14 protein-coding genes are annotated in these 18,684 nt (G+C 73.6%); 4 read left to right on the top strand and 10 right to left on the bottom strand.

The window, feature by feature from the left end; translation table 11 throughout:
- Nucleotides 1–10: 10 nt before the first annotated feature.
- A complete protein-coding gene (locus ACIQVI_RS03485) occupies nt 11–715 on the bottom strand; it encodes a DUF2470 domain-containing protein (RefSeq protein WP_121832426.1) in 705 nt (234 codons plus the stop codon).
- A gap of 140 nt (nt 716–855) precedes the next feature.
- Between ACIQVI_RS03485 and ACIQVI_RS03480 the strand changes: the two genes are divergently transcribed.
- Genes ACIQVI_RS03480 through meaB form a run of 3 tightly spaced genes read left to right on the top strand, consistent with a single transcriptional unit; the run spans nt 856 to nt 5,821 of the window.
- Nucleotides 856–2,670: a methylmalonyl-CoA mutase family protein gene (locus ACIQVI_RS03480; protein ID WP_403590471.1), complete on the top strand. Its 1,815-nt coding sequence runs from the start codon at nt 856–858 to the stop codon at nt 2,668–2,670.
- A complete protein-coding gene (gene scpA / locus ACIQVI_RS03475) occupies nt 2,667–4,841 on the top strand; it encodes a methylmalonyl-CoA mutase (RefSeq protein ID WP_403590468.1) in 2,175 nt (724 codons plus the stop codon). Before ACIQVI_RS03480 ends, scpA begins: the two co-directional genes overlap by 4 nt.
- Complete coding sequence (meaB, locus tag ACIQVI_RS03470) at nt 4,838–5,821, top strand: methylmalonyl Co-A mutase-associated GTPase MeaB (protein ID WP_403590466.1); 984 nt, start codon at nt 4,838–4,840, stop codon at nt 5,819–5,821. Before scpA ends, meaB begins: the two co-directional genes overlap by 4 nt.
- 74 nt (nt 5,822–5,895) lie before the next feature.
- Here meaB and ACIQVI_RS03465 read toward each other — a convergent pair whose 3' ends face one another.
- The 5 genes from ACIQVI_RS03465 to ACIQVI_RS03445 form a co-directional block, all read right to left on the bottom strand.
- Complete coding sequence (locus ACIQVI_RS03465; RefSeq protein ID WP_351969952.1) at nt 5,896–6,768, bottom strand: geranyl diphosphate 2-C-methyltransferase; 873 nt, start codon at nt 6,766–6,768, stop codon at nt 5,896–5,898.
- Nucleotides 6,769–6,783: 15 nt separating this feature from the next.
- Nucleotides 6,784–8,010, bottom strand: a complete 1,227-nt coding sequence (locus tag ACIQVI_RS03460; RefSeq protein ID WP_403590461.1) for a family 2 encapsulin nanocompartment cargo protein terpene cyclase — start codon at nt 8,008–8,010, stop codon at nt 6,784–6,786.
- 144 nt (nt 8,011–8,154) lie between these two features.
- Nucleotides 8,155–9,564 carry a family 2B encapsulin nanocompartment shell protein gene (locus tag ACIQVI_RS03455; protein ID WP_403590458.1) on the bottom strand — a complete coding sequence of 470 codons (1,410 nt, stop codon included), beginning with the start codon at nt 9,562–9,564 and terminating at the stop codon, nt 8,155–8,157.
- Nucleotides 9,565–9,811: 247 nt separating this feature from the next.
- On the bottom strand, nt 9,812–10,153 hold the full coding sequence (locus ACIQVI_RS03450) for a GNAT family N-acetyltransferase (RefSeq protein ID WP_121832431.1): 342 nt from the start codon (nt 10,151–10,153) through the stop codon (nt 9,812–9,814).
- A gap of 101 nt (nt 10,154–10,254) precedes the next feature.
- Nucleotides 10,255–10,710 (bottom strand): MarR family winged helix-turn-helix transcriptional regulator, encoded by a 456-nt coding sequence (locus tag ACIQVI_RS03445; RefSeq protein WP_403590455.1) that lies wholly within the window; start codon nt 10,708–10,710, stop codon nt 10,255–10,257.
- 89 nt (nt 10,711–10,799) lie between these two features.
- Between ACIQVI_RS03445 and ACIQVI_RS03440 the strand changes: the two genes are divergently transcribed.
- A complete protein-coding gene (locus ACIQVI_RS03440) occupies nt 10,800–11,498 on the top strand; it encodes an NAD(P)H-dependent oxidoreductase (RefSeq protein WP_403590452.1) in 699 nt (232 codons plus the stop codon).
- On the opposite strand, the gene ACIQVI_RS03435 is transcribed toward ACIQVI_RS03440, so the two are convergent.
- From ACIQVI_RS03435 to ACIQVI_RS03420, 4 genes are all read right to left on the bottom strand, one after another.
- Nucleotides 11,479–12,075 carry a hypothetical protein gene (locus ACIQVI_RS03435; protein ID WP_403590449.1) on the bottom strand — a complete coding sequence of 199 codons (597 nt, stop codon included), beginning with the start codon at nt 12,073–12,075 and terminating at the stop codon, nt 11,479–11,481. The two genes, ACIQVI_RS03440 and ACIQVI_RS03435, sit on opposite strands and share 20 nt — an antisense overlap.
- Complete coding sequence (locus ACIQVI_RS03430) at nt 12,072–13,754, bottom strand: protein kinase (RefSeq protein WP_403590446.1); 1,683 nt, start codon at nt 13,752–13,754, stop codon at nt 12,072–12,074. Before ACIQVI_RS03430 ends, ACIQVI_RS03435 begins: the two co-directional genes overlap by 4 nt.
- Before the next feature lie 111 nt (nt 13,755–13,865).
- Nucleotides 13,866–15,737 carry an RICIN domain-containing protein gene (locus ACIQVI_RS03425; RefSeq protein ID WP_403590443.1) on the bottom strand — a complete coding sequence of 624 codons (1,872 nt, stop codon included), beginning with the start codon at nt 15,735–15,737 and terminating at the stop codon, nt 13,866–13,868.
- Between the two features lie 100 nt (nt 15,738–15,837).
- Nucleotides 15,838–18,459 (bottom strand): beta-glucosidase, encoded by a 2,622-nt coding sequence (locus ACIQVI_RS03420; RefSeq protein WP_403590440.1) that lies wholly within the window; start codon nt 18,457–18,459, stop codon nt 15,838–15,840.
- Nucleotides 18,460–18,684: the final 225 nt, after the last annotated feature.

Below are 18,684 nucleotides of genomic sequence, written 5' to 3'. Positions count from 1 at the left end.
CCGGGGCCGTTCAGGTGAGCAGGCGGTTGGGGTGGGAGGAGCGGCGGGCGGCGGCGAGCAGGGCGTGGATGCGGGGGCCGGCCTCGTCGATGTCGGTGACGGGGGTGGGGAAGGGCAGCCGGGCGTCCTGGTGGCCGGTGGGGTGTTCGAGGCGCAGGGTGATGCCGTAGCGGTCCAGGGCGACGGGGAGGGCGCGGATCATGTCCCGCTCGGGGCGCGGCCGGACGAGGCGGAGCAGCAGGGGGACGAGCTCGGCGTGGTCGTCGACCAGGTGGGTGAGCATGGCCGCCTCGCAGGTGGCCATCGGGTCGGGCTCGGTCGCCTGAAGTTCGTCGAGCGCGACGAAGGTGCGGCCGTCGGCGTCCTCCAGGAGGGCCTGGCCGAACTCCATGCAGGTGCTCCGGGTCGCCTCGGACTCGTAGGGGGCGTCGAGGAGGCCGGTGAGGGTGACGCGGGCGCGGAGGCGGTCGCGGACCGGGGTGGGGGCGATGTCGGTGAGTTCGAGGCGCACGGGGAGGCGTGCGGTCCGTCCGGTGGGGCAGTCCTCGGAGGGGTCGTGCAGGTGGATGTGGCCCATCGGACCCGTGCCGTCCAGCCGGTGCACCTCCTGCTCGCCCCCGTCGGTGACGACGGTCATGGAGTGGGCCGCGGTCAGGATCGAGCGCACGCGTTCGGCGGGGGTGGGACGGGTGGCACGGGTGCTGAAGGGGCGCATGGTGGTTCTCCCGGGGCAGGGGACGGAAAGGCCGGAGCTCGATACTTAGGCAAGCCTAACCTAACCCATCATGGCGAAGAGAAGAAGGTCACAGTCGTGCGCTCTCCTGATCCTTTAGAGATCTCCCCTAGCATCCGAACATGACGGTCCTGCCTGACGACGGGCTCTCCCTGGCGTCCGAATTCCCAGACGCGCCACATGAGCAGTGGCACAACCTCGTGGCGGGCGTCCTGCGCAAATCGGGCAAGGAGGTCTCCGGCGCCGAAGCCGAGGACGCCCTGTCCACCCTGCTGGAGGACGGCCTCGACACGCGCCCGCTGTACACCGCGCGCGACGCCGCGCCCGACCCCGGCCTGCCCGGTTTCGCACCCTTCGTGCGCGGCGGCCGGGCCGAGGGCAACACCGCCGGCGGCTGGGACGTGCGCCAGCGCCACCTGGCCGCCGACAACGCCGCGGTCCTCTCCGACCTGGAGAACGGCGTCACCTCACTCTGGCTGGGCGTCGGCGGCACGGGCATCCCGGTCGACGCCCTCGACCGGACCCTCGCCGGTGTCTACCTCGATCTCGCGCCCGTCGTCCTCGACGCGGGCGAGGAGACGGCGGCCGCCGCCGAGCGCCTCTTCCGGCTGTACGAGGAGCGGGGCGTCGCCCCGGACGCGGCCCGGGGCAACCTGGGCGCGGACCCGCTGGGCCACGAGGCCCGCACCGGCCGGCAGGCGTACGACCTGGCCTCCGTCGCCGGACTCGCGCGCCGCTGCGCCGACGGGTACCCGGGCCTGCGGGCCCTGACCGTGGACGCCCTGCCGTACCACGAGGCCGGCGGCTCGGCCGCGCAGGAGCTGGGCTGCTCCCTCGCGACGGGCGTGGCCTACCTGCGCGGACTCACCGGGGCCGGGCTGAGCGTCACGGAGGCGCTCGGGCAGCTCGAGTTCCGCTACGCGGCCACCGCCGACCAGTTCCTGACGATCGCCAAGCTCCGCGCGGCGCGCCGGCTCTGGGCCCGGGTGGCCGAGGCCTCCGGCGCCCCGGAGGCGGGCGCGCAGCGCCAGCACGCGGTGACCTCGCCGGTGATGATGACCCGCCGCGACCCGTGGGTGAACATGCTGCGGACCACGATCGCCACCCTCGCCGCCGGGGTCGGCGGCGCGGAGAGCGTCACCGTGCTCTCCTTCGACGACGCGCTCGGCCTGCCGGACGCGTTCGCCCGCCGCATCGCCCGCAACACCTCCACCGTCCTCATCGAGGAGTCCCACCTCGCCCGGGTCATCGACCCGGCCGGCGGCTCCTGGTACGTGGAGCGGCTCACCGACGAACTGGCCCACGCCGCCTGGGAGTTCTTCCGCGCGATCGAGCGGGAGGGCGGCCAGGAGGCGGCCCTGCGCTCCGGCTTCACCGGCGAGCGCCTGGCCGAGACCTGGGCCGCCCGGAGCAAGAAGCTCGCCACCCGCCGCGAACCGATCACCGGCGTCAGCGAGTTCCCGCACCTCGCCGAGAAGCCCGTCGAGCGCGCCCCCGCGCCCGAGCCGCCCTCCGGCGGACTGCCCCGCGTCCGGCGCGACGAGGCGTACGAGGCGCTGCGCGCCCGCTCCGACGCCCACCTCGCGGCGACCGGCGCCCGGCCCCGGGTCTACCTGGCCGCGCTCGGCCCGGCGGCCGCGCACTCGGCCCGGCTGACGTTCGCCGCCAACCTCTTCCAGGCGGGCGGCATCGAGCCGGTCACCGAGGGCACGTTCGAGGAGAGCGGCGCCCCCGAGGCCTGCCTCTGCTCCAGCGACGCGCTGTACGAGGAGCGGGCGGAGGCCACCGCGGCCGAGCTGCGCGCGGCGGGGGCCGGGCACGTGTTCCTCGCCGGCCGTCCGAAGCAGTACTCCGGCGTCGACTCGTACCTCTTCGCGGGCTGTGACGCCGTCGCCCTGCTCTCCACCGCCCTCGACCGCATGGGAGTGTCCCGATGACCATCCCCGACTTCTCCGGGATCGAACTCGGGGTCCCCACCGCCGGCGGCGGCCCCGACGAGTGGCGCACCGGCGTCAAGAAGGCGACGGGCGGCGACGACCTGCTCTGGGAGACCCCGGAGGGCATCGGCGTCAAGCCGCTGTACACCGGGCAGGACCTGGAGGGCCTCGACTTCCTGGACACGCGTCCGGGCATGGCGCCGTACCTGCGCGGCCCGTACCCGACGATGTACGTCAACCAGCCCTGGACGATCCGCCAGTACGCGGGCTTCTCCACCGCCGAGGAGTCCAACGCCTTCTACCGGCGCAACCTGGCGGCCGGGCAGAAGGGCCTGTCGGTCGCCTTCGACCTGCCGACCCACCGCGGCTACGACAGCGATCACCCGCGCGTCACCGGCGACGTCGGCATGGCGGGCGTCGCCATCGACTCGATCTACGACATGCGACAGCTGTTCGACGGGATCCCGCTGGACAGGATGACCGTGTCGATGACGATGAACGGCGCGGTCCTTCCGGTCCTCGCGCTCTACATCGTGGCCGCCGAGGAGCAGGGCGTACCGCCCGAGAAGCTGGCCGGGACCATCCAGAACGACATCCTCAAGGAGTTCATGGTCCGCAACACGTACATCTACCCGCCCGGCCCGTCGATGCGGATCATCTCCGACATCTTCGCGTACACCTCGCAGCGGATGCCGCGCTACAACTCGATCTCCATCTCGGGCTACCACATCCAGGAGGCGGGCGCGACGGCCGACCTGGAGCTGGCGTACACGCTCGCGGACGGCGTCGAGTACATCCGCGCGGGCCGCGAGGCCGGGCTCGACGTGGACGCGTTCGCACCGCGCCTGTCGTTCTTCTGGGCGATCGGCATGAACTTCTTCATGGAGGTCGCCAAGCTGCGCGCGGCCCGCCTCCTGTGGGCCAAGCTGGTCAAGCAGTTCGACCCCAAGAACACCAAGTCCCTCTCGCTGCGCACCCATTCGCAGACCTCGGGCTGGTCGCTGACCGCGCAGGACGTGTTCAACAACGTCACCCGCACCTGCGTGGAGGCGATGGCCGCGACCCAGGGCCACACCCAGTCGCTGCACACCAACGCGCTCGACGAGGCGCTCGCCCTGCCGACCGACTTCTCGGCGCGCATCGCCCGCAACACCCAGCTCCTGCTCCAGCAGGAGTCGGGCACCTGCCGGGTCATCGACCCGTGGGGCGGCAGCGCGTACGTCGAGCGGCTGACCTACGACCTCGCGCGCCGCGCCTGGCAGCACATCCAGGAGGTCGAGGGCGCCGGCGGCATGGCGAAGGCCATCGACGCGGGCATCCCCAAGCTGCGCGTGGAGGAGGCCGCGGCCCGCACCCAGGCCCGGATCGACTCCGGCCGGCAGCCGGTGATCGGCGTCAACAAGTACCGGGTGGAGACCGACGAGCAGATCGACGTGCTCAAGGTCGACAACTCCTCGGTGCGCGCCCAGCAGATCGCCAAGCTGCGCCGGCTGCGCGAGGAGCGCAACGAGACCGCCTGCCGGGACGCGCTCGACGCGCTCACCCGCGCGGCGGGCGGCGAGGGCAACCTCCTCGAACTGGCCGTGAACGCGGCCCGTGCGAAGGCCACCGTCGGCGAGATCTCGGACGCCCTGGAGAAGGTGTACGGGCGCCACGCGGGCCAGATCCGTACCATCTCCGGTGTGTACCGCAACGAAGCAGGGGAGTCCCCCTCCGTGGAGCGCACCCGGACCCTGGTCGACGCCTTCGGCGAGGCCGAGGGGCGGCGCCCGCGCATCCTGGTCGCCAAGATGGGCCAGGACGGCCACGACCGCGGCCAGAAGGTGATCGCCACGGCCTTCGCCGACCTGGGCTTCGACGTGGACGTCGGCCCGCTGTTCCAGACCCCGGCCGAGGTCGCCCGCCAGGCCGTCGAGGCGGACGTGCACATCGTCGGGGTCTCCTCGCTGGCCGCCGGTCACCTCACCCTCGTGCCGGCGCTCCGGGAGGAGCTGGCGGCGGAGGGCCGCGAGGACATCATGATCGTGGTCGGCGGGGTGATTCCCCCGCAGGACGTGGCGACGCTCCTGGAGATGGGCGCGGCGGCGGTCTTCCCGCCCGGCACCGTCATCCCGGACGCGGCCCACGACCTGGTGACGCGCCTGGCGGCCGGACTCGGGCACGACCTGTGATCGGACTCGACACGTACGTGAAGGGGGTGCTCGACGGGAAGCGCGCGCTGATCGCCCGGGCGATCACCCTCGTCGAGTCCACCCGGCCCCAGCACCGGGCCCTCGCCCAGGAACTCCTCACCGAGCTGCTGCCGCACAGCGGCCGGGCGGTGCGGATCGGGATCAGCGGGGTGCCCGGGGTCGGCAAGTCGACCTTCATCGACGCGTTCGGGACGATGCTGACCGGGCTCGGCCACCGGGTGGCGGTCCTCGCCGTCGACCCGTCGTCGAGCCGTACGGGCGGCTCCATCCTCGGCGACAAGACGCGGATGGAGCGGCTCGCCGTCGACCCGGCGGCGTTCGTCCGCCCCTCCCCCACCGCCGGCACGCTCGGCGGGGTCGCGAAGGCGACCCGGGAGTCGATCGTCGTCATGGAGGCGGCCGGGTACGACGTGGTCCTGGTGGAGACGGTGGGCGTCGGGCAGTCGGAGACGGCCGTCGCCAACATGGTCGACTCCTTCCTGCTGCTCACCCTGGCCCGCACCGGCGACCAGCTCCAGGGCATCAAGAAGGGCGTCCTGGAACTGGCCGACGTGGTCGCCGTCAACAAGGCGGACGGCCCGCACGAGCGCGACGCGCGGGCCGCCGCGCGCGAACTGGCGGGCGCGCTGCGGCTGATGCACGGCGCCGACGCGTTCTGGACGCCGCCGGTGCTCAGTTGCAGCGCCCGGGAGTCCTCGGGCCTCGACGAGGTGTGGGGCCGCCTGGAGCGGCACCGCGCCCTGCTCGACTCGACCGGCCGCCTCACGGCCAAGCGGCAGGACCAGCAGGTCGACTGGACCTGGACCATGGTCCGCGACGAACTCCTCGACCGGCTGCGCACGAACCCGGCGGTCCAGGAGCTCGCGCCCCTGCTCGAACGGCAGGTCAGGGACGGCGAGTTGACCGCGACGCTGGCGGCGGAGCGGGTCCTGAGGGCGTTCGGTCAGCACGACGGTTAGACGTCGCCGGGGGCGACGGGACCGTAGGAGGTCGGTCCCGTCGCCCCCGGCGGGTTCGTGCGCCCCGGCCCGGTTCAGACCCGGTCGGCCGCGATCAGGACGTACTGGAAGGAGCCGTCCTTGTACGACTCGATGAAGGCCTCCTCGATGCCGGTGACCAGGGACGACGTGGCCCGCAGCTCCCAGTAGGGCAGGGTCGCCGGGGTCAGGTCGACGACGGCCTGCGGGACGAGCCGGTTGTCGGCCATCGCGCGCAGGTACTCGCGGCGGGAGTGGATGTTGCACTCGAAGTGCGCGTTGATCTGCGAGACCCACTTCGACGGCTGGCCGTACTTCGGGTTCCAGCAGCCGGTGACGGTGACGTACCGGCCGCCGATCTTCAGGAACCGGGAGTGCTCGGCGAAGAGGTCGTCCAGGTCGACGTACATGCTCGACTCGTTGTTCCACGAGGCGGTGACGGAGCCCTTCTCGAAGGGGGTGTCGAGCATGTTGCAGACGCGGGCGCGGACGTGGTCCTCGATGCCCAGTTCCCTGGCGCGCCGGTTGCCGAACTCGGCCTGCGCGGAGGAGAGGGTGACGCCCTCGACCTTGCAGCCGAAGCGCTGGTGGGCCATGACGCTCGAACCGCCCCGGCCGCAGCCGGCGTCGACGAGCGTGTCCCCGGGCCCGACGTCCCCGAGGTGGTCGAGGAGGACGTCGGTCTGCGCCGACTCCAGGCGGTGCAGCTCGGCGACGAGCCTCTTCTCGTACGCGGCGTCCTGCGGGTCCCCGAGGGCGGCGTGGTCGACGTCGCCGACGCCGTAGTGGTGGTGGTAGAGCCCGTCGACGTCGCCGAGGCGCAGGTTCACGGGCCGGGCCTCGGCGTTCCAGTAGCGCGCGATGTCGCCCTGGTAGGGGGTCGCGGGGCCGGGGACGAACGCGGCGGTGGTGGTGTCGGTGCTGGTCACTGAGGTTTCCGTTTCTTACCAGAAGTCGGGCAGGCTGTAGCGGTAGGTGTTGGTCCGGTGCCAGTGGTGGTTGCCGTCGACCCACACGGCGACGCCGCGCAGGAAGCGCAGCACGCTCGGGACGGGGCAGGCGACGGCCAGGGCGGCCGCCTCGGCCTCGAAGTCGCGCATGAGGTCGTTGTGGACCTCGATCGCCTTCAGGTACGCGTCCTTCTCGGAGAGGGACTCGCGCTCGGCGAGCACCACGGGCAGGTTCAGGTGGCGGCCGGGACTCGCGAGTTCCTTGGTGTACGAGTACAGGTCGTTGACGATGGTGCTGGCGTTGCCGGCGAGCGCCAGGACCCGCTGCATGTCCGGCCGGGCGTGCAGGTCGGCGGGGAGTTCGTAGCCGCCGACGGTGTCGGTGATGGTGGGGCAGGGGCGGAAGTTGTTGAACTGCCGCATCGCGAGGTACTCCCACACCTCCGGCAGGTGGTCCGTCTCGGCCCAGGCGGCCTCGGCGAGGTATCCGAGGTGCAGCCGGGCCATGTCGTGCCGGTAGCGGTCGGCCTGGGAGGGGGTGGCCTGCCGGACGAAGTACTCCATGGCGGAGCGGTACGCGCGCCGGGGGGCGTCCGCGTGGAGCGACTCCGCCCACTGCGGCTGGTAGTCCGCCGTCGTGTGCAGCGGGTCGAGGGCGGTGTGGGCGAGGAGGAGGCGGCCGCCGAGGCCGACGGGGGAACCGCCGTGGTCCTCGCAGTAGCAGTCGTCGACCGCGTTCTCGGCGACCATCAGCCGGGTGGCGACCATCAGGTGGTCGACGGTCGGGGCGTCGGGGTGGCAGGCGACCATGTAGCGGCCGACGAGGAAGCCGTCGAACTGTCCTTCCCAGTCGTCGGGGAACAGGTCGACCTCGTCCACCGCCCACTCCTTGATCCGGCGGCTGACCTCCGCCACGCGCGCGGGGTCGGGCTCCGGCACCGGGTGGAAGTAGAGGCCGGGGATCGGACGGCCCTCCGCGTGCTCCTCCGGCGGTTCTTCTGCCGCAGGAGGTGCGGGGGGGTCCGCGCGCGGGACCAGGGAGAGGCCCGCCGTGCCCAGGCCGCTGGGGCCGCGCAGGATCCGTTCGAGGTCGGGCCGGGGCGGGACGGCCGGGACGGCCTCGGGAGCGGCGGGGGCGGCGGGGGCGGTCGGCAGGGTGAGGGCGTGGGAGGCGGCGGTGGGCAGGCCCGACCGCAGGGGGGAAGGCCCGGGTTCGGGCATCCGTGACTCCTTGGAGGGGTGGGCGGACCGCCCGTTTCCGGGCGCGCCCGCCCGGCCCGGGGACTCCGGGCCGTGCTGAACGGGATGTGCTGAGGGGGGTGTGCTGAAGGGGATGTGCTGAACGGGGCCGGGGTCGTCCGGGCGCTAGCGCCTGCGGGCGATCTGTACGTTCTCCAGGACGCCGAGCGCGTTGGGCACCAGGACGGCGGCGGAGTAGTAGGTGGTGACCAGGTAGGAGGCGATCGCCTTCTCGTCGAGGCCCGTGAAGCGGACCGAGAGGCCCGGTTCGTACTCCTCCGGCAGGCCGGTCTGGCGCAGGCCGACGACGCCCTGGTTGTCCTCGCCGAGGCGCATGGCGAGGATCGAGCTGGTCTGCTCCGCGCTGACGGGGATCTTGTCGCAGGGCAGGATCGGGACCCCGCGCCAGGCCTGGACCCGCTCTCCTTCGAGGTCGACGTGGTCCGGGTAGATGCCCCGGGCGTTGAGCTCGCGTCCGATCGCCGCGATCGTCCGGGGGTGGGCGAGGAAGAGCTTGGTGCCCCGGCGGCGGCAGAGCAGTTCGTCGAGGTCGTCCGGGGTGGGCGGGCCGGAGTGCGGCTGGATCCGCTGCTTGAAGTCGGCGTTGTGGAGCAGGCCGAACTCCCGGTTGTTGATCAGCTCGTGCTCCTGGCGCTCGCGCAGCGCCTCGACGGTGAGCCGGAGCTGTTCCTCGGTCTGGTGCATCGGGCCGTTGTAGAGGTCGGCGACGCGGGTGTGGACCTTGAGGACGGTCTGGGCGACGGAGAGTTCGTACTCGCGCGGCGCGGGCTCGTAGTCGACGAAGGCGCCCGGAAGCGGGACCTCGCCCGTGTGCCCGGACGACATCGGGATCGCGGCCTCGCCGTACTTGTTCCGCGGCAGGTGCGCCCGGGCGCCGAACTCCCGTACGTGCTCCTGGAGTCCGGGGGACGAGTCCCGTACGGCGGCGAAGTCGGCGCGGGAGAGGGTGAGCAGGGTGCCGGAGGTCTCGGCGGTGGCGGTGCGGTCCCAGGCGGCGTCGGCGTCGAGGAGGGCGCCCTCGCCGAAGTGGTCGCCGTCGGCGAGGACGGCGACGGGGTCCTCGCCGCCGTACTTGCCGGCGGAGGTCTGGCCGATCCGGCCGTGGGCGATCAGGTGGATCCCCTCGGCGGGCTCGCCGCGCCGGACCAGCACCTCTCCGGGACGGAAGTCGCGCTGGACGCAGCGGGCGGCGAGCGCGGTGAGGACCTGCTCGTCGTCGAAGCCGCGCAGCAGGGCCAGTTCGCCGAGTTCGCGCGGGATGACGCGGACGCGGGCGCCGTCCTGGACGAACTCGACGCGGCCGTCGCCGACGGTGTGGCTGAGGCGGCGGTTCACCCGGTAGGCGCCGCCCTTGACGTCCACCCAGGGGAGCATCCGCAGCAGCCAGCGGGAGGTGATCTCCTGCATCTGCGGGGCGGACTTGGCCGTGTGGGCGAGCCTGCGGGCGGCCGAGGTGCTGAGACTGGACTGCCTGGGCGGCTCGGGCCGCACGTCCGGGCGGTCGTCAACGGTCATCGGGCGAGCTCTCTTCCACGAAGGCGGTGACCGGCGCCTGGGCGCGGCACATCGCCGAAAGGAGAAACGGGGTGCGAAGACCCGGCGGTTCGCCCGGATCCGGGGGAACAGTAACGGCCGTCGCACCCGCCTCGCCCCATGAGAACGGGGCCTTTACCTCCATGCAGTGATCTTGATCCGAACGGGGTTTACCGACCCGAACACAGGTTTTCGCGCCATCTGTTCGCGTGTCGGCCAATGGTCGGGGTCAGCGTCCCAGCTGGGCGTCCAGCCACTGGAGGACCTCGGGGGTGACCGGGTCGGCGAGGTCGGCGAACTCCTCGTGCTTCTTCAGGAACTTCGCCACGTACGGGCAGACGGGGACGAAGCGCAGGCCGGAGGCGCGCACGTCGTCGAGGGCCCGCTCGACGAGGATCCCGGCCAGGCCCTGCCCGGCGTAGGCGTCGTCGACCTCGGTGTGGAAGAAGACCCGCCGGTCGTCGCGGTCGCGGTAGGCCGTCAGGCCGGCGCGCTCGCCGTCGACGAGGATCTCGTAGCGGTGCCGGGCGTCCACCCGGCGCACGTCGGGGGAGGAGGCCTGCTGGGTCATGGGGATGCCTTTCGGACGACGGGGGGAGAGCGGGGCGGCGGCCGGATTCGAACGTCCGCGCCGCGCGGGGCCGACGATATCCGCGCGACCGGGGCCGGGACTCAGCGGTACGCGCCGAGCGCGTCGTTCATGCGGGCGAGGACGCGGACGGCGGCGCGCAGGTCGTCGGGGTCGACGAGCGGCAGGACGCCCTCGCGCTCCCGGTCGAACGCCACGTCGCCGCGCCGCACCAGGTCGGTGCCGGCCGGGGTGAGGCGGACCGCGTTCTCGCGGCGGCTGTGCGGGGAGGGCCGGACCTCCACGAGACCGGCGGAGACGGCGTGGTCGATCTGGCGGCTGACGGTGCCCTTGGTCAGGCCGAGCCGGTCGGCGACCTGCTGCTGGTTGAGCGTCCCGGGGTGGGCGTCGATGACGGAGAGCACGAGGAACTGCGCCAGGGAGATGCCCAACTCCTTTTGGAACAGGGCCTCTCCGTTGCGGTCCATCAGTCCCGCGACCCGGCGGGTGAGGTACCAGAAGGTGGCCAGGTCGTCGGGGAGCGGCGGCTGGTTGTCCATGGGGTCAGGGTAGCCCATACGTTTGACAGACAACCGTTTGGACTGCAACCGTTGCCTTCGAAACGGTCCTTCGTCCTCCGGGAGTCCCCGTGCGCGTCCTGCTGGTCCTCGACCACCCCTACACCCTCGCCTCGGCCGACAACGTGCCGCACCGGCGCAGCTTCACCGCCGCCGTCGCCGCGGCCGCCGTCCGGGGCGCCACCGCGGCCGGACACGAGGTGGACGTCATCGACCTGGCCGCCGACGGGTTCTCGCCCGCGATGACCCGGGAGGACCTCGTCGCCTGGCGGCAGGGCGCCGTGGCCGACCCCTTGGTGGGCGACTACCAGCGGCGGCTGCTGGCCGCCGACCACCTGGTGTTCGCCTTCCCGGTGTGGTGGGAGGCGATGCCGGCGGCCACCAAGGGCTTCCTCGACCGGGTGCTCACCAAGGGTGTGGTCTTCGCCGAACGGCCCGGCGCCCGGGGCAATCCCTTCCACAACCTGATGCCGCGCCTCGGCGGGGTCACCGTCCTGTCCGTCATGACCACCCCGGACAAGGCCTACCGCTGGTGGTACCGCGACCCGCTGACCAAGATCCTCTTCAAGGGCACCTTCGGCAAGATCGGCGTCCGGAACCTGCGGTGGATCAACTTCGACCGCGTCGCGGGGAGGACCCCGGAGCAGCGCGGGCGGCTGCTCGCCGACACCGAGAGGCGGTTCGCCGCCCTCGCCCCGGGCCGGGGAGCGGCCCCCACCCGCAAGGGCTCGCCCACCCGCGGGGGTCCGCTCACCCGCAGCGGTACGTGAAGGTCCCCTCGGCCGTGCGGGCGGCGGGCGACGTGATCACCAGGCGCGCCACGGCCCGGTGGGTGCCGGGTCCGTGGAAGGTCCAGAGGAGGTGGAGCCGGGCCTCCTCCTGTCCCCGGGCCAGGGTCTCGCGCAGGGGCGCCGACCGGGTGCCGTCGCTGCGTTCCCAGTGGTACGTCAGGGTGCCGGGCCGGCCGTCGGTGCGCACGACGCCCACGACGTCCGCCGTGCCGTCGCAGCCGAGCGGCCCGGGAGCGGCGACCGCGACGTCCCGCACCGCCGCCCGGGGGCCGTACTCCCGCCACGCGAGGAAGGCCAGGACGGCGACGAGGACCAGCGCGGCGAGCGCGTGGCGGCGCGGCCGCCGGGGGCGGGCCGGGCGCGGCGGCGGGGTGCCGGGCAGGGTGCCGTGCCAGATCTCGACCGCCGTGGGGGTGTTCCCGGCGCGGTGGGCGGCGGCCGCGGTCACCCCCGGTCCGAAGCGCAGGACGTCGCCCTCCCGCCGGTCGGGCTCCGGGTCGGGGCCCTGGAACCAGTGGCTGCCGAGTGCGGTGGCGCTGTAGTCGTCGTCGTTCACGCGATCACGCACCGTCGGACGAAGACCTGCTGGAGGGAGCCGCCGTTTCCGGCGGCCGGGTCGGTGGTCGCGCGCGCTCCCCAGTAGCAGCCGGAGCCCCGGAAGGAGTGCGGGAGCGTGAGGACGTAGTGGGTGTCCCCCTCGCGCCGGAAGGTCTCGGAGCCGTCCGGCGCGCCGGGCGACCCCTTCTCGTCGCCGGTGGACCACTCGACGAGGAGCGTCACCGGTCCCGTGCCGTCGGTCGTGATCTCGACGGTGGCCTCGGCGGTCACGGGCCCGGTCTGCCGCAGGCTCGTGACGGAGACGGCCGTCACGGAGACGGGCGGCGTCGTCGGGGGCGTGGTCGGCGGGGTGGTGGGGGGCGTGGTCGGCGGCGTCGACGGAGGTTCCGGGGTCGGAGGGGTCGGGGCGGTCGGATCGGTGGGGGCGGTGGGAGTGGCCGGGACCGTGGAGGTGGGCGTCGCGGTCGGTGTGCCGTCCGTCGGGGAGGGCGTGTCCGAGGTGACGGAGGGTTCGGGATCCGTCGGCGTGGGCGCGGGTGTGGACGTGGCCCCGGAGGAAGGAGTGGGGGACGTAAGCGGATCCGGCGGGGGCGCGGTCGACGCGGTGTCCGTCGTCGCGAAGGCCTGTGCGGCCCGGTCTCCGTCCGGCTCCCCTCCCCCGGCCCGTGCGGCGAGGGCGAGCAGCAGGGCCAGGACGAGCGCGGCCGCCCCGGCGGGCAGGCCTCGGGGGAAGCGGCGGCGGGGTCGCGGCGCGGGCGGCCGGGGCAGGGTGGTCGTGGCGAGCGCGGTCGTGCCCTGGGCCGTACCTCCGGAGGAGGGGAAGAGCAGCGGCAGGAGCGCGGCGAGGGCCGCGAGGCGGCCCCGGCCCCGCTCCTCCCAGTCCGGGCCGTACGCGGCCGTGGCGGCCGACTCCAGTTCGCCGACGAACGCGTCCGCGTTCTCGGGGCGTTCGTGCGGGGCCTTGGCGAGGCCCCGGCGGATGAGCGGGCGCAGCGGCTCCGGAGCCTCCGCGTCGGGGACGGGCGCCTCCAGGTGCTGGAGGGCGAGTTCGGCGAAGTTGTCGCCGGTGAAGGGCTTGCGCCCGGTCAGGCACTCGAAGAAGGTCGCGGTCGCCGCGTAGACGTCGGCCGCCGGGGAGGCGGGGGCGCCGTTCCACTGCTCGGGTGCCATGTAGGCGGGCGTCCCGGCGACACCGGGGCTGCTGTCGCGGCCGGTCGCGATGCCGAAGTCGACCAGCTTGGACGAGCCGTCGGCGGCGACCAGGACGTTCTCGGGCTTGTAGTCGCGGTGCACGACGCCCGCCCGGTGGGCGGCGGCCAGGCCCAGGAGCGACCCCTTGAGCACCACGAGGGCGGCCTCGGGGCCGGTCGAGCCCTCCCGGGCGAGGAGGGCGCGCAGCGCGACGCCGTCCACCAGTTCCATCACGATGGCCGCGCCCTCCGGCGCCTCGACGTACTCGTAGAACCCCACGACGTACGGGGTGTCCAGGGCGCCGAGCAGCCGGGCCTCGGACCGGAAGGCGCGGACGAACGCCCGGTCCGAGCGGAGCCGCTCCCCCAGGTACTTCACGGCCACCGGCGTTCCGGTCGCGTCGTGCGCGGCCAGCACCACGCGACCGCTGGCACCCGCCCCCAGTTCCCGGGTCTCCGTGTACCCCGGGACCACCCATGCGCTCATCCCCGTCCCCTCCCCGGCGCCGTGGCGACCCTCCTCCACAGGGACAGTTTCTCGCCACGGCCGGTTCCGGGGAGGGGGAAACGAGGAAAGGAGCGGTGGTTCCGGAGGGGGTCAGCCCGTCAGGGCGAACCGCTGGGCGGCCGAACCGTCGCAGTCCCGCTGGGACAGCCGGGCTCCGTCGGCGGTCGAGGCGTTGTCGACGGCGAGGCACTTGGCGCTGTGGCGGGCGACGAAGCGGTACTGGCCGGCGGTGCCGGTGGCCTCGGGGCGCCACTGCTGGTTGGTGCCGCCCACGTAGCTCCACAGGTGGACCCTGACGCCCGCGGCGGTGGCGCCGGAGCCGCCGTCGACGTCCCAGACGCGGGAGTTGAACTGGTTGACGACCTGGTAGTGGCCGTCGCTCGTGGGGCGGAACTGCCACTTCTGGTTGGCGCCCGTGCCGCAGCTCCACTGCTGGAGGGCGGTCCCGTCGGCGGTGCCCCAGTCGGCGGCGTCCAGGCAGGCGCCGCTGTGGGCGTTCGCGACGCGGTACCAGGCAGCCGGGTCGACCGGACCGCCGGGAGCGCTGCCGCCGCCGGTCCAGACGACGGTCGCCACGGCACCGGCCGGGAGGGTGTACGCGAGGGTCTTGCCGCCCTCGGTCAGGGAGAAGCGCTGGGCGCTCCCCGCGGTGTTGACGACGTAGGCGGCGAAGGAGCCGTCGGGGTTCTGGAAGGCGACGTTCCGCACGCCTCCGGCACCCTGGCTGGTGGAGCCGATCCGGGTGGCGCCGGGCTTGACGAACTTGGTGACGTGGCCGAGGACGTAGTACTCGGCGTTGCGGGTGACGGTGCCGTTCGCGATCTCGACGACGCCGTTGCAGCGGGTGGTGCAGTGGCCCTGGTGGGGGCCGCCGTTCCGGTCGAGCGCGAGGTTCCAGTTGACGACGGTCTCGCCGCCGTTGCGCATGTTCTGCACGACGAGGTTCTCGGCGTGCCAGCGCAGGGTGTCGCCGAAGGTGGCGGCCGGGTCGGCGCTGTCGGTGCCGGAACACTCGGTGAAGAAGACCCGCTTCCCGGCGTCGACGACCTGCTGCTGGGCGGCGGGGGCCCCGCCGTAGCAGTGGAAGGCCGCCCCGATGACGCGCTGGATCCCCTGTGTGGCGGCGAAGACCTCCAGGGGGTAGTTCGGGTGGTCCCAGTTGTGGTCGTAGGCGAGGACGTTGGTCGGCAGCCCGGCGGCGGTGAGGGTCCGGTCGAGGACCTTGAGGAACGCGGCCTGTTCGGCCGAGGTCATCGCCATGGAGGGGTAACTGGTCGCGAACTCGGGCTCGTTCTGGACCGTGAGGTCGGTGAGCGCGATGCCCTGCTGCCCGTACGCCTTGATCGCCTTGACCAGGTAGTCGGCGTACGCCTGGTACTGGTCGGTCCTCAGGCCGCCGCCGTTGAGCGAGTTGCCGGTCTTCATCCAGGCGGGCGGCGACCAGGGCGAACCCATGAAGCGGATCGAGGGGTTGAGGGCGGTCGCCTGCTTGACGACCGGGATGATCTTCTCCTGGTCGCGGGCGATCGAGAAGGAGCCCTTGGTGTCCTCGTACGTGTAGAAGCCGCCGGAGTTGAAGTCGGTGCTGCCCAGGGGCTGGCGGAGGTAGTTCAGTCCGATGCCCTCGCTCGGGGAGAAGAGCGACTTCATCAGGTCGGCCCGCTTGTCGGCGGGCAGGCCCTGGACGAGGTGGGCGGAGGCCTCGGTGACGGAGGCGCCGGCGCCGGTGAACCGCTGTCCCCTGCTGCCGGCGTCGACGCGGATGTCGACGGGCTGGACCGTGCCGGTGAAGGGGACGGTCTCGGCGGCGAGCTTCCTGGTTCCGTCCGGGGTGGTGACCCAGACCTGGGCGGTGGGGTCGGCGGCCTGGGCGCTGCCGGTGCCGGAGGCGCCGAGACAGGCGACGGCGAGGACGAGTGCGGCGCCCGCTGCGCGGGCCCGTGCGGTCGTTCGGTGGGACACGGTGCGGCTCTCCTTCGGTGGGGATGACCTGACACGAGGGGGTGGTGCGTCCGTGCGGAACGTGGCCCACCGCGCCCGGTGAACGGCGGGGCGGGGAGCGTCAGTCGAGGTCGGTATCCGGGTCCGGGCCGAGGCCGAGGCCCAGGTCCAGGTCCAGGTCCAGGTCCAGGTCCAGGTCCAGGTCCAGGTCGAGTGTCAGTCGCAGGTCGCGGCTGGAGCGGCCGACGCGCAAGCGGCGGCGTCCGGCGGGCGGGCGCCAGGCGCGGTGCCGCTCGTCCCAGGTCTGGAAGATCCGCCGGGGCAGGGTCAGGACGACCGTCGCGGTGCCGCCCGCCGGGACCTCGGCGACGGCGAACCCCGCCAGGACGCGGACGGGCTCGCCGGGCTCGCCGTCGGGGGCCTCCAGGTACGCCTGGACGACCTCCCGTCCGGTCCGGGGGCCGGTGTTGGTGAGGGTCACCGCGATCCGGGGCCCGTCCCCGCCCGCGAGGACGGGGGAACCGGCGGGGGCGGAGGGTTCGCGGGCCTCGGCGCGGTCGTAGGACCAGGTGGTCCAGCCGAGTCCGTGGCCGAAGGGGAAGGCGGGCTCGGTCCCGGCGCGGTCGTAGCCGCGGTGGCCGATGTGGAGCCCTTCGCGGTAGTCGAGGACGCCGTCGGCGGGGAGGGCGTCGGGGACCGGGACGTCCCCGGCGCGGGCGGGCAGGGTCCACGGCAGGCGGCCGGAGGGTTCGGCCCGGCCGAACAGGACGTCGGCGAGGGCGTGTCCCGCCTCCTGGCCGGGCAGCCACGCCCAGAGCAGGGCGGGGACCTCGTCGGCCCAGGGCAGCAGGACCGGCGCTCCGGCGTTGACGACCACCACGGTACGGGGGTTGGCCGCGGCGACGGCGCGCACGAGCCGGTGCTGCTGCGGGGTCAGCTCCAGGTCGGGGCGGTCCCAGCCCTCGGACTCGACCTCCTCGTTGGTGCCGACGACCACCACGGCGACGTCGGCCGCGCGGGCCGCCGCGACGGCCTCGGCGATCTCGTCGTCGACGCCCGGGCCGGGCGGCCGGTGGCGTACGTGGGCGGTGACGAAGCGGCCGTAGGAGTCGGCGTCGACGACCCGGAGGTCGATCCTGAGGTCCAGGTGGACGGGGTCGGCGTCCACGCGGACGGTGTGGCGGTGGGTCGCCGGGTGGTTGTGGCTCGACTCCAGGATCAGTTCGACGCCCCGGTCGTCCTCGCCGGTGTGGACGGGCGCGCCGTCGAGGGCGACCGTGAAGCGTCCGGCGCAGCCGAACTCCAGGAGGTGGTCGCCCGGTTCGGCGAGGGTGACGCGGCCGGTGAGGACCACGTCGGCGGTTCCGTCCGGTACGCCGAAGGCCCCCCAGTCGCCGGTGCGACGGACCTCCTCGCCCAGCGGCGTGCCGTTCCCGTCCAGGTACACGGCGCGCATCCCGGTGAGGAGGGCGGGGTCGACGAAGGGGGCGTGCCGCCGGGACGAGCCGCCGCGGTGCACGGTCAGCGCGACCCCGTCCGGCAGGGCGGCCCGCAGCCCCTCGGCGTACCCGACCGTGCGGACGGCGGGGACGTAGGCGCTGCCGCCGCCCTGGAGGTAGGGCTCGACGGCGTTCGGCCCGATCAGCGCCACGCTGCCCAGCCGGTGCGCGTCCAGGGGCAGCAGGGCCCGCTCGTCGCGCAGCAGGACGGTGCCCCGGGTGAGGACCTCGCGCAGTACGGCGAAGTCCGCCTCGCCGACCGGTGCGGGCGCGGGCGCGGCCGGGAGCGGCGGGGGCTGCCCGCCGGGCGTCCAGGGCTCGGTCAGCTTGCCGACGCGGGCGGCGAGCCGCATCAGCCGCAGGACCTTGTCGTCGACGACCGCCTCGTCCACCTCGCCGCAGCGGACGGCCTCGACGAGGGCGTCGCCCCAGGGTCCTTCGGGGCCGGGCATCACCAGGTCGAGGCCGGCGAGGGCGGTGGCGGCGGTCGTCCGGGTGGCGGCCCAGTCGCTGATCACGACCCCGTCGTAGCCCCACTCGTCCTTCAGCACGCCCCGCAGGATCCGCCGGTGTTCGAGGACCGGCGCCGACTCGGTGCCGTCGTCCAGGCCCGAGTACGCGCCCATCACGCTCCACGGTCCGGTCTCGGCGAGGATCCGCTCGAACGGGGCGAGGTAGACCTCGCGGAGGGTACGGGGGTCGATCCTGGCGCGGTAGCGGGTCCGGTCCGTCTCGGAGTCGTTCGCGACGAAGTGCTTCAGGCAGGCGGCGACGCCCTCGTCCTGGAGGCCCCGCACGAGCGCGGCGCCGAGCGCGCCGGACAGGAGGGGGTCCTCCGAGAGGCACTCGAAGTGGCGGCCGGCGACCGGGGTGCGCTGGAGGTTGACCAGCGGGGCCAGGACGACGTCCACGTTCTTCCGGCGGGCCTCGGCGGCGAAGACGCGTCCGAGGCGCTCGGCGAGCTCCGTGTCCCAGGTGGCTCCGGTGGCGCTCGGGGCGGGGGCGAGGAGGCCCGTTTCGCCGGGCACGTCGCCGGTCCCCCGGACGCCCTGCGGTCCGTCGGACGTGGTCACGGGGTGGAGTCCGAGGCGCGGCTCGCCGTGCAGCGTCCACAGGGACGCCCCGGTCAGCAGCCGCACCTTGGCCGTCAGGTCGAGGTCCCCGATCAGCGCGGCCCAGCGGCTCTCGTCCGCCGCCTCCGGCCGGGCCGGGGAGGCGGGAAGTGCGGGCGACGGGGCAGACATGGGCTTCCCTCCGGCCGTGACGACGGCAGGTCGTCGTGACGACGGCGTGTGGCGGTGGCGGCGTGCGGTGGCGACGACGGCGTGTGGTGGTGACGAGGGGGACGCGTCGTGATGACGGCCACATGAAAGCACACCCGCTAAGTACTTAGTAAGTGATGCGGCCCACACGCCTCCGGGGACGCCTATGCTGACGCGCGTGAGCAACCACCCGGTAGGCAAGACGAA

It is taken from the genome of Streptomyces sp. NPDC098101 (assembly GCF_044760185.1).
Lineage (GTDB): Bacteria > Actinomycetota > Actinomycetes > Streptomycetales > Streptomycetaceae > Streptomyces.
The sequence above is the reverse complement of the archived record's forward strand: the minus strand, read 5'-3'. Positions and strand labels throughout refer to the sequence as shown.

What these genes read in the sequence shown, in the direction of transcription:
- ACIQVI_RS03485 (WP_121832426.1), bottom strand. Translation starts at nt 715, where the DNA reads ATGCGCCCCTTCAGCACCCGTGCCACCCGTCCCACCCCCGCCGAACGC.
- ACIQVI_RS03480 (WP_403590471.1), top strand. Translation starts at nt 856, where the DNA reads ATGACGGTCCTGCCTGACGACGGGCTCTCCCTGGCGTCCGAATTCCCA.
- scpA (WP_403590468.1), top strand. Translation starts at nt 2,667, where the DNA reads ATGACCATCCCCGACTTCTCCGGGATCGAACTCGGGGTCCCCACCGCC.
- ACIQVI_RS03460 (WP_403590461.1), bottom strand. Translation starts at nt 8,010, where the DNA reads ATGCCCGAACCCGGGCCTTCCCCCCTGCGGTCGGGCCTGCCCACCGCC.
- ACIQVI_RS03455 (WP_403590458.1), bottom strand. Translation starts at nt 9,564, where the DNA reads ATGACCGTTGACGACCGCCCGGACGTGCGGCCCGAGCCGCCCAGGCAG.
- ACIQVI_RS03450 (WP_121832431.1), bottom strand. Translation starts at nt 10,153, where the DNA reads ATGACCCAGCAGGCCTCCTCCCCCGACGTGCGCCGGGTGGACGCCCGG.
- ACIQVI_RS03445 (WP_403590455.1), bottom strand. Translation starts at nt 10,710, where the DNA reads ATGGACAACCAGCCGCCGCTCCCCGACGACCTGGCCACCTTCTGGTAC.
- ACIQVI_RS03430 (WP_403590446.1), bottom strand. Translation starts at nt 13,754, where the DNA reads ATGAGCGCATGGGTGGTCCCGGGGTACACGGAGACCCGGGAACTGGGG.
- ACIQVI_RS03420 (WP_403590440.1), bottom strand. Translation starts at nt 18,459, where the DNA reads ATGTCTGCCCCGTCGCCCGCACTTCCCGCCTCCCCGGCCCGGCCGGAG.